The 16,106-nt window shown below is 40.2% G+C and carries 9 protein-coding genes; 4 read left to right on the top strand and 5 right to left on the bottom strand.

Features of this window, described 5'->3' with window-relative positions; all coding sequences use genetic code 11:
• Positions 1-56: 56 nt before the first annotated feature.
• The 5 genes from CV014_RS22675 to CV014_RS22655 form a co-directional block, all read right to left on the bottom strand.
• Positions 57-1,457 (bottom strand): nitrogenase component 1, encoded by a 1,401-nt coding sequence (locus CV014_RS22675; protein WP_236144087.1) that lies wholly within the window; start codon positions 1,455-1,457, stop codon positions 57-59.
• Positions 1,458-1,597: 140 nt separating this feature from the next.
• The gene (locus CV014_RS22670) at positions 1,598-3,031 is read right to left on the bottom strand and encodes a nitrogenase component 1 (RefSeq protein WP_236144086.1); all 1,434 of its coding nucleotides are present in this window, start codon (positions 3,029-3,031) and stop codon (positions 1,598-1,600) included.
• A gap of 80 nt (positions 3,032-3,111) precedes the next feature.
• Positions 3,112-4,503, bottom strand: coding sequence for a V-containing nitrogenase subunit beta (gene vnfK / locus CV014_RS22665; RefSeq protein WP_236144085.1), 1,392 nt, complete (start codon positions 4,501-4,503; stop codon positions 3,112-3,114).
• Positions 4,504-4,973: 470 nt separating this feature from the next.
• Positions 4,974-6,746 (bottom strand): nitrogenase vanadium-iron protein, alpha chain, encoded by a 1,773-nt coding sequence (gene vnfD / locus CV014_RS22660; RefSeq protein ID WP_236144084.1) that lies wholly within the window; start codon positions 6,744-6,746, stop codon positions 4,974-4,976.
• A 480-nt stretch (positions 6,747-7,226) separates the two neighbouring features.
• Entirely contained in the window at positions 7,227-8,012 is a 786-nt protein-coding gene (locus CV014_RS22655; protein ID WP_236144083.1) for a substrate-binding domain-containing protein, read from the bottom strand.
• 1,196 nt (positions 8,013-9,208) lie between these two features.
• Here CV014_RS22655 and CV014_RS22650 point away from each other — a divergent pair.
• From CV014_RS22650 to CV014_RS22635, 4 genes are all read left to right on the top strand, one after another.
• A complete protein-coding gene (locus CV014_RS22650) occupies positions 9,209-12,256 on the top strand; it encodes an ATP-binding protein (protein ID WP_236144082.1) in 3,048 nt (1,015 codons plus the stop codon).
• Entirely contained in the window at positions 12,211-14,520 is a 2,310-nt protein-coding gene (locus CV014_RS22645; protein ID WP_236144081.1) for a sensor histidine kinase, read from the top strand. The genes CV014_RS22650 and CV014_RS22645 overlap by 46 nt, the downstream gene beginning before the upstream one ends.
• 238 nt (positions 14,521-14,758) lie before the next feature.
• The gene (locus tag CV014_RS22640; protein ID WP_236144080.1) at positions 14,759-15,415 is read left to right on the top strand and encodes a class I SAM-dependent methyltransferase family protein; all 657 of its coding nucleotides are present in this window, start codon (positions 14,759-14,761) and stop codon (positions 15,413-15,415) included.
• Between the two features lie 2 nt (positions 15,416-15,417).
• Positions 15,418-16,106: glutathione S-transferase family protein (locus tag CV014_RS22635; protein WP_236144079.1), on the top strand; the 689-nt coding region annotated here is incomplete at its 3' end.

The following is a 16,106-nucleotide window of genomic DNA, read 5'->3' as shown; positions in this document are numbered from 1 at the left end:
ATATTCTATTATAAAGCGATCGCCCTTATGATTCCCCAAGAGCGATCGCACTTCTTCTAAGTCCAATGAATATGTTTAGAACGGAAAGCTCTTTCCCAATCGTTAGCAATGACTTCCATCATGTTAACCATACCTTCATAGCCAAAATATGGTCTATCAAGGTAAGTCTCTCTGTTTGTCGGACTAAATACATCAAAAGCAATTTTAATTCCCAATTCTTCCGCCATGTATTTTTCCCAAGCCGAGCCAATCACAGCATCAGTATCAACATCAGCCAAGGCTTGTTTAATCTGATACCCATCAGCAGAAAATACTACACGGGGAGAAATTCGCATACTTTGTAATTCTCGCTCTAGAATTGAACGAGAGTCGCGCATTCCTGAACGGAACAACAACACCTCTGGAATCATTTCCAACTCTTCAAACAGCATTCTTACCAACCCAATACCCATTGTTCCATCGGCAGATACAGCAATTCTACAGTTACGATATCGGGGAATAATCATCAATGCTCGTTTGCGAAGTGTCTCGACAACTCTATTTTCGCCTTCTTTGATGAGTGGTTCTACTCTTTTTTCGTCTATTTTGAAATGGGCTGTTAAAGCTTTCAACCAGCGTGTAGTATTCTGCACACCAATGGGTAAAGGTATATCATCCAGAATTAGCGGAATATCATGGGTTTGCTGCATTTTCCGCGCAAACTTATACCCCACATCATGGCTGAGAAGAATATTGGCAGTTGCGTTACCCGCTTGTTCCAGTTCTTCAAAGGAAGTACCATGAGAAATTACTGTCTGTACCTTAATTCTCAACGCTTTTAAAGTCTGCTTCACCCATTCCAAGTCAGCCCACCAGGTAGGATTGACATTGGCTTGGGGTGCAATAATATTCACAATTCTGGGCTTTCTACCACCGCGCCGCTTCTTTCTTTTGTGGATGAAAGGAAGTAAAGCTTCTAAACCCATTTCCAAGCCATCGTAAGCATTACCGCGAAAACCACCAGCCAGCAGAGGTACAAGCTTGGCGTTGATTTCTGGCTGAATGTTGTTGCATAGTCCTTGAATATCTTCGCCGATAATATCTGCGGCGCAAGTACCAACGACAAACATCACTTTCGGGTTAAAAGATTGATCCGCCTCTCTAATCAAACCTTTGAGTTTATCAGACGCACCCATGACAATATCTGACTCAAACAGGCGCGTACAACCGACTTTGCGCTTAGTGAAATCCACCTCATGGTTATCATAGCCAGCAGCCACCGTAGAGGCGCAACCTTGGGGAGAGTGAATCACAATACTGACATCTTTAATCCCCGCGACCATGTTAGCGATACCTTCTAACGCACAGCCAACGATGGGGTCTTTACTGTGGTCGCAATTATCAAAGGTTAGTGGCTCTGTGTGGGAGGGTATGACATTGAGTTTCTGGGAGTTTTCACTTGTTATTGCTGAGGGCATTTTCCTTTTCTCTTCTTTGCATATAAGGTACGATTGGCTGAATTATTACTCGTTAAAACATTTGCCCCGCTTCTTACCTGCATATACGGTGCAATCTGGCAAGTCTTGGGCTAATTTGCCAGTTAATGATTGAGCAGATGCTAAACCTGAGTTTTCGGGAATACCATTTGCTTGGTTAGGGAACTGCGGGGTCTAAAACCATATTCAAGGGCGGTTTTAATACACTTAGCGACTTTTAAAGCTCCGCGATAGCCAAATCTGGGACGATTTAAGATGGCGTTTAAATCCACAACGGGAATATGGGGGAAACTCAAGGAAGAACCGAAGTAAACTACAGAATCAGCATCTAAACCACCGATAAATTCTAGTAATTCATCTTCAGTTTGTTTCATTGATTCGTATTTACCAAAAGCTAAAGTCCCCTTGGTAATCAAGATTTCTGGATCTAACCCTGTTTCTAATAGGTAATCTACGCTGGTTTCCCGTGCTTCTGTACTCCAAGGATGGAAGTTATAAATAACAGCACGCATCCCAAAATCGCGTTCCAACATATGGGCGATAGACAAGCACTTAATAGCGTCATGTCCTTCGATAATGGCTAACTTACCTTCGATATATTTCTTGGCTGCTTCAAATTCTGTTTTGATGGCTGCATATTCCCGTTCCATCAGGGCTTCTGCTTGTGCTTCCATCTTTAAATATTTTGCCGCCCCACGCAACCATTTTTCTGTAGCACTGATACCATAAGGCAGAATTGTCGAATTTAAAGGTGTACCAAATCTGTCTGACATAGCTTTACCGATGGTATAGCCCAGATCCAAACATAAGGTACAGTTAACGGCTGCGCTTGGTGCTTGTTTGAGTTCTTCTAAGGTGCAGTCACCAGCAATTACGCTGTGAACTCTTGCACCCATTCCCTTGATGAGTCGTTTTAGTTCCTTAACATCTCCTTCTACTTCCGTCCTTTCTGGCCCCATCTTCGCGCCCACAATATTGACAGAATCGGCTAATTGTGCTTGACGTTCTGGGGTGGGTGGCTCCATGAAGTCTACAATTTGGCGGAAGACGATATCAAAGCCACTGCGATACTCTCCAGCAAAGCCTTCGCAGTGTATCGTCATGATTTCTGCGTCGATTTCGCTACGGGCTTTACCCACTACTTCATCTACACAGTCGCCAATAATCCCCGACGCGCAACTAGTAGCAACAACGATCGCATCAGGATGATATTTTTGATCTACTTCCAGAATTGCACCACGTAATTCTTTTTCACCCCCAAAAATTACCGCTTTCTCACTCATGTTGGTGGTGACAACGGGTTCATAAGGAGAACCACTGTTACGGCTATTTGTCAGTTTGTATGCTCGTTTGACTCCATAAGCACAGCCACTCGGCCCATGAGAAATCACGATCGCATCTTTAATCCCACTTAAAATCTTGGTTGCAGTCCAAAACTTACAAGGTCGAGTATGACTACCCTGCAAAGTAGTTTTAATCTTACCTTCCTTTGCCAGTTGGTACAGTTCGCTTAAATGTCCGTAAAATACAACATTCGCATCTATCTTCGCTGCCATAATTCCTCTCCAATCTCTAGGTGATGAGATCCCCGACTTCTTAAAGAAGTCGGGGATCTTTATAAGTTCTCTCTAAACGATTACCAAACGTTTAAGATCCACTCACGGTCATGCTTGTATTCCATGTCTGCAAACAAGGCGTTGGCGATCGCATCTCCCAAAAATTCCGCACCACGATAACCAATTACAGGATGTTTCCACATACCAGCACGGTCAAAAGTGGGGAAACCTACGCGTACCATTGGGATTTGGTTGTCAATCGCAATATAACGACCTTTGGAGTGACCCAAAATCAAGTCGATATCGCCTTTTTCTTTAACGCGGTGTTCCAATTCCCACAAGTCAGCATTCCAAATCACTTCAATGTCATACTCAGCGTGATTTGCTCTCTTTTCTAACTCAGCTAATCTGGGGTCTTTGGAAGGAGCTTGGTTATCATCACCCAACAACAGCAATACTGGCTCTAATTCAACTTCTAAGCAGAACTCAGCCAAGCCAATTACTAAATCGGGGTCGCCGTAAATAGCTACACGCTTGTTAGCAAAATACATATGTGCTAAGTCAGCTAAAGCGTCAATTGCTTTACCCCGTTCGATAACCAAGGATTCTGGGATTGCCTTACCAGTCAGTTTCTTGATATTTTGCAACCAGATGTCAGTATTTTTGATACCAATTGGTGTAGGGCCAACGATCGCAGGAACATCAAATTCTCTTTCTAAGAATTGAGCTGCGTTACCACCTTCATATTTGCACAGAGCGATCGTTCCTACAGCATTGGCAGAACCAGCAATATCTTCAATGGTGGTATTACCAAAGGTGAAACTGTTTCTATCTGGCATTGTAGGAGCATTGAAGGTTTCGGTATCAAGTAAGACGTTACCTTCAACACCCATTTCGCTGAGGATGTGCTTAACTTCAGTCACATCACCAGGGTTAACCCAACCAGTAATGATGTTTAACTTACCATTGGGTTCACCTTTTTTCGCCAAGTTAGTAATCAATGAAGTGACACCAGCATCATATCCTGTCACCTGACTACCACGGTAACTAGGAGTATGTACAGGAATTAGCTTAACTTGGCGGTTGGGATACTCTGTCTTTAAGAACTTGTTGACTTTGTTGATTGTACCTTCTACGTCATCCCCAATGGTTTCAGTAGAACAGGTGGTGATGATAGGAATCAAACGGACATCAGGATAGCGTGCTACTATTGTTTTCACACCTTCTTCAATCCGTGGCATCCCACCAAATACCGCACTAGCTTCATGGAGTGAAGAAGATGCAATATCAAAGTTTTCTTTCAAGTGTTGAGCAAAAATCAAGCGGACAAACATACTGCAACCTTGTCCACCATGCACCAAGGGAATACAATCTTTCACACCGATGGTTGCATACTCAGCACCCGCAGGCTGACAGGTAAAAATGGGATTGATTACCCCAGCACGTTCTTTCTTACTTACAGCTAAAGTCATCTAAATTGCCTCCAGAATAGGGTTAAATGTGTAGGAAATAGAACTCAGAACTGATATTTGAATCGAATTTCGCTTAAATTGTGCAGTTCTGAGTTCCAGGTGAGTGAAGACTTACGTACTCGCAACAAGAATTAAGTTGAGAGCGATCGCGTCCCTCCGATTACATAAATCGCGTCGTAAGTCTTTGTGGTTGGTGTGCGAACGGCTTGGGGAAGAGAGAAATTGCTAGGAGATGAAAGAGAACTACCAATTTCTAGCGTTGCTGAACTGAAATCAAAAATAGACCTCTTGCACAAATACTTGAAGAGTTATTTATTTGCGTTCTTCTTTGCGTCTTTGCGCCTTTGCGTGAGCTTTTAAATAATATTGTTGGCAACACCAAAGGATTCATGCAAAAAGTCTAATCTTTTTTCGCGCTTGTAGCGTATGTGCGCCAGATTCATACCTAGATTCAGCAACGCCGTCTAATTTTAATAGAGAGAATGGTGCAATTCACCGTTAAGAGAACCAGAGATAGCGATACCAACTAGATTTTGCTTAACTGTCTCTAGCACAGACTTAACTTGTGCCTTGTTCAAATCTTTGATCCAAGGTAAGTTGCGTTTGAGTTCAGATACCAAAATCTTCGCATCTGCATAGTACAACTTATCAGTCAGGGTTTCTTGAGAAGATTTTTCTCCGTTCAAGAGTTCAGTGGCTTTTTTGATTACACCATTGATATTTTCTTCTCTGTCCCATGCACGGGAGTGGAATTGCCACAAACAACGCTCTTGAATGTATGTGGTGATGCTTTGAACTTGACCACTCAAGTCCTCAGACTGTTTGCCATTTGTAGTTGCAGCCGCAACTTTAGGCTCATCATCACGAACATCAAAAGCAGCAAGTTGCATCAGAGGAGAATAAATGGCATTGTACAAATCTCTTGCCATATTCACAGCACCTTCAAAGCCCATGTATGGCCCATTGTGATAACCATGACCATTGATATAAGGCAAGTGCAGTTTCTTCACTAACGCACCTACCCTTGGCCCAGTCAACACTACATCAGGACGAATCATTTCCAGAACTTCAAAGAACTCCAATTCATTACCATCATCAATATAGATTGTGCCTTCTTGACCTCTGGCAATGACCTTCTCAAAGTCTTCTTGGTGTCCGAACTTGGAAGACATGGATACTACTTGCATTCCTAAGTCATCTTCCAATGCTTTTGTCCAGTGCCATAGTCTGGGGCCACCTGTCCAAATACAGACTTTTTTGCCTTTGAGTCGTTCTTTGTACCAATTCATTTTGTCTTGGTATTTGGCGACTTCTTCGGCAATGACTGCTTCGGCTCTGTCTTCAATACCAAAGAATGCACCGATTTTCCGTAATGCTTCTTGGCAATAGTCAAAGCCCCAGGTGTCTACATCTAGACGGGGAATACCATATCTCTTTTTGAGTTCGTTGGCGATATATCCTGCTGAACGCGCACAGTTAGTAACGTTGAGTTGCGCTCTGTGCATTCCCCGTAAGGAATCATAGGTACCATTTCCGGTGAAGTGGGCGATGATTTGTACGCCCATTTTTTCCATGTACTTCTCTAGGACGAAGGTGTCACCTTGGATGTTGTAGTCTCCGATGACGTTGATGGTGTAGGGTGAGGTGATTTCTGGCTCTAATGTGCCGACTTTTTCGTTAATCCAAGCGATGTTTAATACGTGGTGTCCTTTGGATTGACTCACGCCTGCAAATCCCGGACATTCTACACAGAAGATATCAACGTCACCGAGTTCTTGCTGTGCGCTTTTGACGACGGCGCGGATATCATCACCAATTAAGGCGGTGGCGCAGGTGGTGTAGACTATCATTCGTTTGATGTCGGGGAACTCTGCAAAGGCTTCGATGATGGATTTGCGGAGTTGTTTTTCCCCACCGAAGACGATGTGAGATTCTTTCATGTCTGATGACCAGACATATTTGAGTTGGAAGTTTCCGTTGTCGCTAGGATAACGTTTGGTGTGCCAGGTGTCGTAGGCACAACCGATGGGGCCGTGGATCATTTGGATGGTGTCTTTGAGTACGCCACCGATTACGAGTTTGGCTCCGCAGTAGCTACATCCGCGTTCTGAGAGGGAACCGGGGATGGTTTCGATGTTGGATAGGGGCAGAAATTGGGTTGTGTCTTCGCCTTTTTCTTTAATGTATACGTGCTTTTCCCTTTCTGGGATTGATTCGTCGCACTTTAATAGTTTCAGTGGCATTTCTCTATTCTCCTTTGCAGATTTCTTTGTTGTTTCTTCTTGGTTTCAACTCATTTCTTTCTCAAGAAGAAAGCTGTTTCTTTTCTGTTCTTAAACTTTAACAATTCTTCTAATTATTAAACAGTATTTTGGATGACAAAAATCAAAAAAATATAAATAAAATATGAGCATATTTTATTTATAAAGACAGGTCTGTATATCAATAATAAAACAACAAATAATTTGTTGTTATTTTTAGAAAATAGACAGATTATTCTATTCAATATTATGTTTCTAAATACAGTTACATTCTCTTTAAATAGATGCTTATAAATAAGCCTTATAGTGATTTTGTAGGGTGCGTTAAAGCAACGCGTAACGCACCAATATAATACGGTGCGTTACGGCTGAATATAATTTACTCACACTCCAAATCCTTACACAGCCGTAACACACCCTACTGAATATTTACTACTGAATATTTACTTTCTAAATAAGCGATTATCCAATAACAGATGTATTTAATCCATATTTAGCTAAGATTGATTGCCCATCTAATGATAGTATGTACATAGCTAATGTGACCACAGCACTATGAGAATTATTGATGATAGTCATGCCATAATTGACATGAACAGCTAAGTTTTCAGATAACTCTATTATTTGTAAACTTGGGGCTGCTAAATGAGCTAGACGAGCATCAGTATAATAGCTTAAAAATATATCTACTTGTTGAGTTTCTAGGATGAAATAAGCAAACCTATTCTTTTTATCGGACATGACTGGATAGTTACTGCCACCGATTAAATGTAATGCTTTATTATTTAATGTTTCAAAACTACCTAGTCTGAATTTTTCTGCTTGATGAAAAACAGTTTGTGCATAGTCTTCAATGAGGTTTGGTTTTGGTGCTGATATCCCTAAGCGGATTTTTGGATCTAACATCGCATCTAATAGAGTATCAGATGTGACACTGATTCCAGGTTTAGCGATCGCACATATTCTATTATTAACAAAGTTAACTACCGGACTGCTTTTACTTGCTTGCATTAATGCAGTAGGATTGTGCAGATCATCAGTAACAAATATATCAGCCTTCTCACCTCCTAAAATCCGTTCTCGGAGCAAATCAGCATAATCCAATTCAAGTCTTATGGGAATTTTGTATTTCCTCGTAAAAGCTTGAGCGATTTCTGAAATCACGGGTCGTAAACTCAAAGCAGCGTATAATCTCACTAATAAACGATCATTTTCTTCAAACAGCAAAAAGCTTTTACTTGATTGCATGGACATAACCATAAATAATTACCTCACAGTTGGTAAATGAAACCGGAAAAACTAGTTATTGGCGCAGATTTAGGCAGTACATTTTTTGCGTAATTTTCAGAAAAGCCAATATTCCCAAGACTTCAAAGGGAGCAAAGGAGAATTTCAGACTCAGACATAAGCAAAATAAACCCAGTAAAATGGTAAATAGTTGCCATATTGCATTAAGTATTTTTAAGCTCATAGCCCAAAGACATATTGTCAGCCCTAGAGTAATAAATGAAGTGAGTAGCATAATCAGTAAATTTAGCGATCGCCAATACAAATTTGCCTAAGATAGTCTAATTAGCAATAAAGTTTGCTATAAAACTAACTCATGAGAAAATGCCTATAAAATAAAGGACAGATGGAGCGCAAGTTGCAATTCCATCTGTATTATTTCACTTACCAACAAGCGGCATAATAGCCACAAATCAAACATTATTTCACAGGTTTTCACTCTCAAACACTGTGGTTCTTTTGCTGTAGAACCTCACGCAATCAAGGCGGAAGAATACTTTTGAGAGTTGACATAAATTGATTGGCAGATGTTATCAAGTAGCAAAAGTATCCAGTTTTTTGTCTACTGCATCTACCACACCACAAGGTGCAGAATGTGGGTTGGTAAAAATGCTGTTAACTCCAATCTAATTGATGAACTGCAAACAGATTCAAGCTCTCCACTTACTTTCACACTGCTACAGATCCAATTACTCCACAAATACCTCCAGAAACTTGTGAAGTCAGATCATCAGTTCATCAAACAATTGGTTAATTTCCAGGATTTGGCTCTACTACAACAACAACTAAGATACTGCGAGGTCAACATCTATGCCAGAATCGACCTGTTTAGCTTTACGCTTTTGATTCCCTATATGTAAAGAATAGCATACATCTTGCAATTTTACTTGCGAAAAAAATTTTTTAGCAGTCATATTTGTTAAAGCGTATTTAAATGGTTCTATGTATAACTTTTGTAACATTTATGAGGGGTAGCGATCGCCAGCAAATCCAAGATTTAGGTAGTTATCAAAGTTAATACTACGTTATTCCTTAGTTAATATTTTCAGGTATGCCTCATCATATTCTGAAGGTGACATAAAATTATATTTCTAAAAATTAATGATTTTAGGTATGAAGCTATACTAAGTGTATCTATTCCAAGGATTCACTCATTTATGATTAGCGATCAGGACTGTTTTCCTGGATATCGAGTCAACGAGATTCTTTATGAAGGTTACAGAACCATTGTTTATCGTGGGTATCGAGCAACTGACTTATTACCAGTAGTAATTAAACATCTTAAGAATCCTTATCCTAGCTTTAGTGAACTACTGCAATTCCGTAATCAATACACAATTGGTAAAAATCTCAATTATCCTGGATTTATCCAAACCTATAGCTTAGAACCATTTCAAAATAGCTATATTTTAGTAGTGGAGGATTATGGTGGAATTTCTCTGAAAGATTACTTTGCTGGTGAAAAAGTTAGATTTCCTCTATCTTTAGAAAGATTCCTATTAATAGCTATATCTCTGTGTGACATTTTAGACTGTCTCTATCGACAAAGAATTATTCATAAAGATATCAAACCTAGTAATATTTTAATTAATCCTGATACAAAAAAAATTAAATTAATTGATTTAAGTATTGCATCTCTTTTACCAAGAGAAACTCAAACATTAATTAGTAACAATATAATAGAAGGAACATTAGCTTACATTTCTCCTGAACAAACAGGAAGAATGAATCGGGGGATTGACTATCGCACAGACTTGTATTCATTGGGTGTGACTTTTTACGAGCTACTAACGGGAGAATTACCATTTAAGTCAGAAGATCCAATGGAATTGATTTATTGTCATATTGCCAAAGCTGCTCCCTTATTATCTGAAATTCGTCCCCAAATCCCATCTATTATTGCAGAGATAGTCAAAAAGTTAATGGCAAAAAATGCCGAAGACCGCTATCAAAGTGCGTTAGGGTTAAAGTATGATTTAGAAAAATGCTTAGGGCAATTGCAAAGGACTGGTGAAATTGCCAGTTTTGTAATTGCACAGAGAGATTTGTGCGATCGCTTCATTATTCCTGATAAACTTTATGGTCGAGAAAGTGAAGTTAAAACTCTCCTCGCAGCTTTTGAAAGAGTGAGCCTTGGCGCAACGGAAATGATGTTGGTTTCTGGGTTCTCCGGTATTGGTAAAACTGCCGTAGTTAATGAAGTGCATAAACCGATAGTACGACAACGGGGTTATTTTACCAAAGGCAAGTTTGACCAATTTAATCGCAATATTCCCTTTTCTGCTTTTGTGCAAGCCTTCCGTGATTTAATGGGACAATTATTAACCGAAAGTGATGCACAAATTCTATCTTGGAAAAATAAAATATTAGAAGCAGTTGGAGATAATGGACAAGTCATTATTGAAGTCATACCAGAGCTAGAAATGGTGATTGGCAAACAGCCAGCAGTTGCCGAATTATCAGGTATGGCAGCAGAAAATAGATTTAATTTATTATTTCAAAAATTTACTCAAGTTTTGACAACTAAAGAACATCCTTTAGTGATATTTTTAGATGATTTGCAGTGGGCAGATTCAGCATCATTAAAGTTAATACAGCTATTAATGGTTGATACGAGGCACTTGTTGTTAATTGGTGCATATCGTGATAACGAAGTGACTCCAGCACATCCCTTAATATTGACCTTAGAACAACTCAGTAAAACAGGGGCAAAATTAAATAATGTTACCCTCCAACCTCTGAGTGAAATGAGTTTGAATCAGTTCGTAGCTGATACACTTCATTGTCATGCTTCCTTAGCACAATCTTTAACAAAATTGGTGTATCGAAAAACCCAAGGGAACCCATTTTTTGCTACACAGTTTCTCAAGGCATTAAATCAAGATGGACTAATTAAATTTAACTTTAATTTGGGATGTTGGGAATGTGATATAGCTCAGATAAAACAGCAAGCGGTTACAGATGATGTTGTGGCTTTTATGGCATTGCAACTGCAAAGAATGCCATCATCAACTCAAAAAATATTGCAGTTAGCCGCTTGTATAGGCAATCAGTTTGATTTAGCAACTTTGGCTATTGCGACTCAACAATCAGAAGTAGAAACGGCGGCTGGTTTATGGAAAGCCTTGCAGGAAGAATTTATTTTACCAATTAGTGATGTTTATAAGTTTTATCAGGGAGAAGATCATCAGCAATTAGGCCTGTTAAATGGAAATACCAACAAAAAAATAGCTAATTATCAATTTCTACATGATCGCGTCCAACAAGCAGCTTATTCTTTGATTCCTGATGAGCAGAAAATAGCAACTCACCTGCAAATCGGACAATTACTGCTGCAAAATACTTCTGAAAGTGAGCAAGAAGGAAAATTATTTGATATCGTTGGGCATTTAAATCTAGGGCAAGAGTTAATTAGTCAACCAAGTCAACGTCAAGAATTAGCTCAACTCAATTTGCAAGCCGGGGTAAAAGCTAGAAAATCTACAGCCTATCCAGCCGCGAGAGATTATTTGCAAACAGGGATTGATCTATTGCAGACAAACTGCTGGGAAAATCAATATGAATTGACTTTAAATCTTTATTTGACATCAGCCGAAGTCAGTTATTTAAATGGTGACTTTGAGCGCATGGAACAGCAAGCAGCTTTAGTCTTGCAGCAGGCGCGAACAGTGATTGATCGTGTGAAAATCTATGAAATTCAAATCGCAGCTAAAACTTTACAAAGTAATGTGCTGGGCGCGATCGCAGTTGGGAGAACAGCACTAGAGCAATTGGGGGTTGAACTACCCCAAGAAGCTGAACAAGAGGAGATTAACAAAGCATTACAAACCTTGGCTACCCAACTCACAAACACCCCCGTAGAAACATTAATAGATTTACCACTGACAAATGATGCCATTACCCAGGCAGCAATGCACATTCTGGGTATCTTATTTTCCCCCATTATTCAGGGAATGCCAGGTTTATTGCCCTTGCTCAGTGCTAAGATGGTGAGTCTTTCTCTGCTATCGGGTAATACGGTATCATCCACTATTGGGTATGCTCTCCACGGACTAGTTATGTCTGCCTTTTTAGGAGATGTCGCTACAGGCTATGCTTTTGGGAAATTGGCTTTAAATTTACTGGCAAGATTAATATCCCAGAGATTAAGCCAATTGTCATGTTTTTGTTTGGTAACTTTATTCAACCCCACAAAGAGCCGTTGAGGGATTCCATCCAGACACTGAAAACAGCCTATGATGCCGGCATAGACACAGGGGATTTTATGCACGCGGGATTTTCCTTGGCGACTCACAGTAATTCTCGGTTTTTTAGTGGCGAAGAACTGAGTAGTTTTGCCCAAGATATGGCTAGCTATAGTGCGGTTTTAGCTCAAGTGAGACAATATTCGGCTCAGGCTTATATAAATTTAGGTAAGCAAACAGCAGAAAACTTAATTGAGTCAGTTGAGCAACCACATTGTTTAATAGGCAATTCCTACAACGAAACAGTGATGCTGCCCAAGCACCAACAGGATAATGATGGTACAGCGATCGCGGAAGCTTATATTTATAAGTTGCTCTTAGCCTACTGTTTTGGTGATTATGCAAATGCAATTAACTATGCAAATCAAGCACAGTCTTATCTGATAGCCGTATCAGGATCGTTTTTTGTGCCGATTTTTTATTTTTATGCAGCCTTGGCACATTTAACACGCTTACCAAGCCAGTCAGAATCAGAGCAAGCCGAAATTTTAGCGATCGCCCAAACCTATCAAACTAGTTTGGCTCAGTTTGCCCACCATGCACCGATGAATCATCAACATAAGCTCGATTTAATAGAAGCAGAAAAACATCGAGTCTTAGGTAACAATTATCAAGCCGGAGATTGGTATGATCGCGCCATCACCACTGCTAAAACTCACGAATATCTGCCAGAAGAAGCATTAGCCAATGAACTTGCAGCTAAATTTTACAGGAATTGGGGTAAAGAAAGAGTAGCCGCAGGTTATATGCAGCAAGCCTACTATTGTTATGCCCGTTGGGGAGCTAAAGGCAAAACAGATCAACTGGAAAACCTTTATCCTCATTTATTGCAACCCATTCTACACTCAACTATCCAACCCCTAAATTTACTAGAAACTCTGGCGGGACTTGTACCGATTGCATCAATTACCCATTCCAGTCATGCTAACCATTCTTCTAGCACCAGCATCAACACAGTTTTAGACTTGGCAACTATCCTCAAAGTCGCGCAAAATCTATCTGGAACTATTCAAATCAGAGATTTGCTGCGTCAATTGACCCAAATTATTCTCACATATTCTGGCGGCGATCGCTGTGCTATTATTCTCCCTCAGAGAAATAACACCTGGCAACTAGAAGCCTTCGCCACCCCAACAGCTACAGAATTTAACCCAGTCCCTTTAAACAGCAACCTTCCGCTACCTGTAAAACTGATTAATTACGTCAAAAATACCCTAGAAGTAGTAGTAATTGATCGCCTTGTCACTGATTTACCAGTCATTGATGATTATCTAACTCAGCAACAACCCCAAAGTATTCTGTGTTTACCCCTGCTCAACCAAGGAAAAGCGATCGCCATTCTCTACCTCGAAAATCAACTTACTAGTGGTGTATTTAGTCGCGATCGCCTGCTGATTCTCCATTTCCTCTGCACTCAAGCGGCGATATCCCTAGAAAACGCCCGACTTTTTAGCGATCGTCAAACAGCCGAAGCGCAATTACAAGAAATCAACGCACAATTAACCCACAGTATCCAACTCAAAGATGAATTTCTAGCTACCATGAGTCACGAACTACGTACCCCACTCAATGCTATTCTGGGGATGACGGAAACATTACTAGATGAAGTCTTTGGATTAGTTAACGAAAAACAAATTGAAGCTTTACAAACCATTGAGCAGAGTGGTTATCATTTGCTCAAGCTAATTAGCGACATTTTAGATGTGTCTAAAATTGCATCAGGACAGATTGATTTAGAATTTGCAGAAACAGCAATTTTACCCCTGTGCCAACAAAGTTTAGAATTTATTCAACCCGAAGCAGAGAAAAAATCTATTCAAGTAGTAAGTAAATTACCAACTGAGTTACCTGAATTATATATAGATGCACTACGTATCCGCCAAGCCTTAATTCATCTCCTCAATAATGCCGTAAAATTCACACCCCCAGGCGGACAAATTACCGTAGAAGCCAGAATCGCCAGCGTGAATCGAGAGCGCGATTACCTGCGAATTTTAGTGAAGGATACAGGAATTGGCATTGCTCCAGAAAATTTACAAAAAGTATTTGAACCTTTTACGCAAATTGATAGTAGCCTCAATCGCAAGTATGAGGGTATAGGCTTAGGATTAGCTCTCGTTAAACGTATTGTCGAACTACATAGCGGAGATGTCAGCCTAACCAGTGCGCTAGAGGTAGGTAGTTGTTTTACCATCTCCTTACCTGTGCTGAGTGCTGAGTGTTGAGTGCTGAGTGCTGAGTGCTGAGTGCTGAGTGCTGAGTGTTGAGTGCTGAGTGCTGAGTAATGACTAATGACTAATGACTATTGACTATTGACTAAAAATAAATTCTGCCTTGTCTACCTCCTTGATTTTAGATAAATATCTATGATATCGTTAGACCGTTATAAACAAACTACAGTTACTTGATAGACTAACAGTAGTTTACAAGTACATAGTGTGCATCGAACGGGAATTAGCCCTTATGCCGAACGATTGGTATGAATGGCACGACCTCTATAACACTGAGCCAAAGTTGCAGCAGCGTCTAGAAATCGTGCGGGAATATATTGCTTATAGCTTGAATGCGTCCCCAGATGGAGCTATTCAGATAGTGAGTGTTTGCGCCGGTGACGGACGAGATTTACTAGGAACTTTACAAAATCACCCCCGCGCGAAGGATGTTTCTGCACGACTAGTTGAAATAAATTCAAATCTAGTTGAACGTGGACTAGCAACTATAGAATCTTTGAGTTTAACCAGGCAAATTGAGTTGATCAATGGTGATGCAACTCTTGCTACTAACTATGTAGGTGCAGTACCCGCAGATATCGTAATTGTGTGCGGTGTTTTTGGCAATCTGGCTGATGAAGGCGAACTCAATCGTTTACTAGATAACCTCAGTTTTCTCAGTAAACCAGGTGCTTTTGTGATCTGGACTCGTGGACACTCGAACGGCTTTCCCTACTCTGACAATGTACGGAAAATTTTGTCTGCATCTGGATTTGAAGAAGTTCAGTTTAAGCTAACTGCTACAGGAGATATGGGAGTAGGTCTTCATCGATACGTTGGTGAAAATTTACCTCAACCCAAAGAACAACAGTTATTTGTGTTTTCCGGCGTTCCTAGTAAAGCGAGGTAAAAATGTCTATTCAAAACACAATATCGAGTTGGGATGAACTTCTACAGACAGCTAGAAACCATACCTCTGCACGTCGAGTAAAAAGGCCAGGACAATCTCCTTCTACTGCACCCATACCTAGCAGTTTCGATAAACTTCCGCCAAATACAGAACCGCCAGTCCTGCTTTACCGAGATACTAATTCTTGGTGTCCTTTTTGTGAAAGGGTTTGGTTTGCACTGGAAGAAAAAGAAATTCCTTTTGCCACAGAGTTTATTGATTTAAGTAATAAACCCAAATGGTACACTGAGCTAGTTCCTACTACCCTTGTACCGGCTGCTAAGATTGAGGAAAATTTAGTATACGAATCTAAAGATATTCTCCTAGCTTTAGAAACAAGGTTTCCCAATCCTGCATTATTACCGGAAAATCCAGAGGAAAACGCTATTGCTAGGCGTTTGGTTGAAGAATCAGAAACCAATGGTTTTCGGAACATCGCTTATAAATTCTTGAGAGAAGCACCTGTAGATGCTGACGAGCTAGCAAAATTACAAGCAGAATTTGAGGCTAAATTAGATGAACTTGAACAAGCTTTGTCTGAATATCCCGGCCCCTACTTTGTGAGTACATTTAGCTTAGTAGATATTATGTATAGTCCCCATCTAGATAGATTGGCGGCTAATTTACCTGTGTATCGGGGATATCACCTCAA

This window comes from Nostoc sp. CMAA1605 (assembly GCF_021596505.1).
In the GTDB taxonomy this organism is placed as follows: Bacteria; Cyanobacteriota; Cyanobacteriia; order Cyanobacteriales; family Nostocaceae; genus Trichormus.
This window is presented reverse-complemented; position numbering and strand designations above follow the sequence as displayed.

Coding starts and splice junctions, on each gene's coding strand:
- CV014_RS22650 (WP_236144082.1), top strand. CDS start 9,209: ATGATTAGCGATCAGGACTGTTTTCCTGGATATCGAGTCAACGAGATT.
- CV014_RS22655 (WP_236144083.1), bottom strand. CDS start 8,012: ATGCAATCAAGTAAAAGCTTTTTGCTGTTTGAAGAAAATGATCGTTTA.
- CV014_RS22640 (WP_236144080.1), top strand. CDS start 14,759: ATGCCGAACGATTGGTATGAATGGCACGACCTCTATAACACTGAGCCA.
- CV014_RS22645 (WP_236144081.1), top strand. CDS start 12,211: ATGTTTTTGTTTGGTAACTTTATTCAACCCCACAAAGAGCCGTTGAGG.
- CV014_RS22675 (WP_236144087.1), bottom strand. CDS start 1,457: ATGCCCTCAGCAATAACAAGTGAAAACTCCCAGAAACTCAATGTCATA.
- vnfK (WP_236144085.1), bottom strand. CDS start 4,503: ATGACTTTAGCTGTAAGTAAGAAAGAACGTGCTGGGGTAATCAATCCC.
- CV014_RS22670 (WP_236144086.1), bottom strand. CDS start 3,031: ATGGCAGCGAAGATAGATGCGAATGTTGTATTTTACGGACATTTAAGC.
- vnfD (WP_236144084.1), bottom strand. CDS start 6,746: ATGCCACTGAAACTATTAAAGTGCGACGAATCAATCCCAGAAAGGGAA.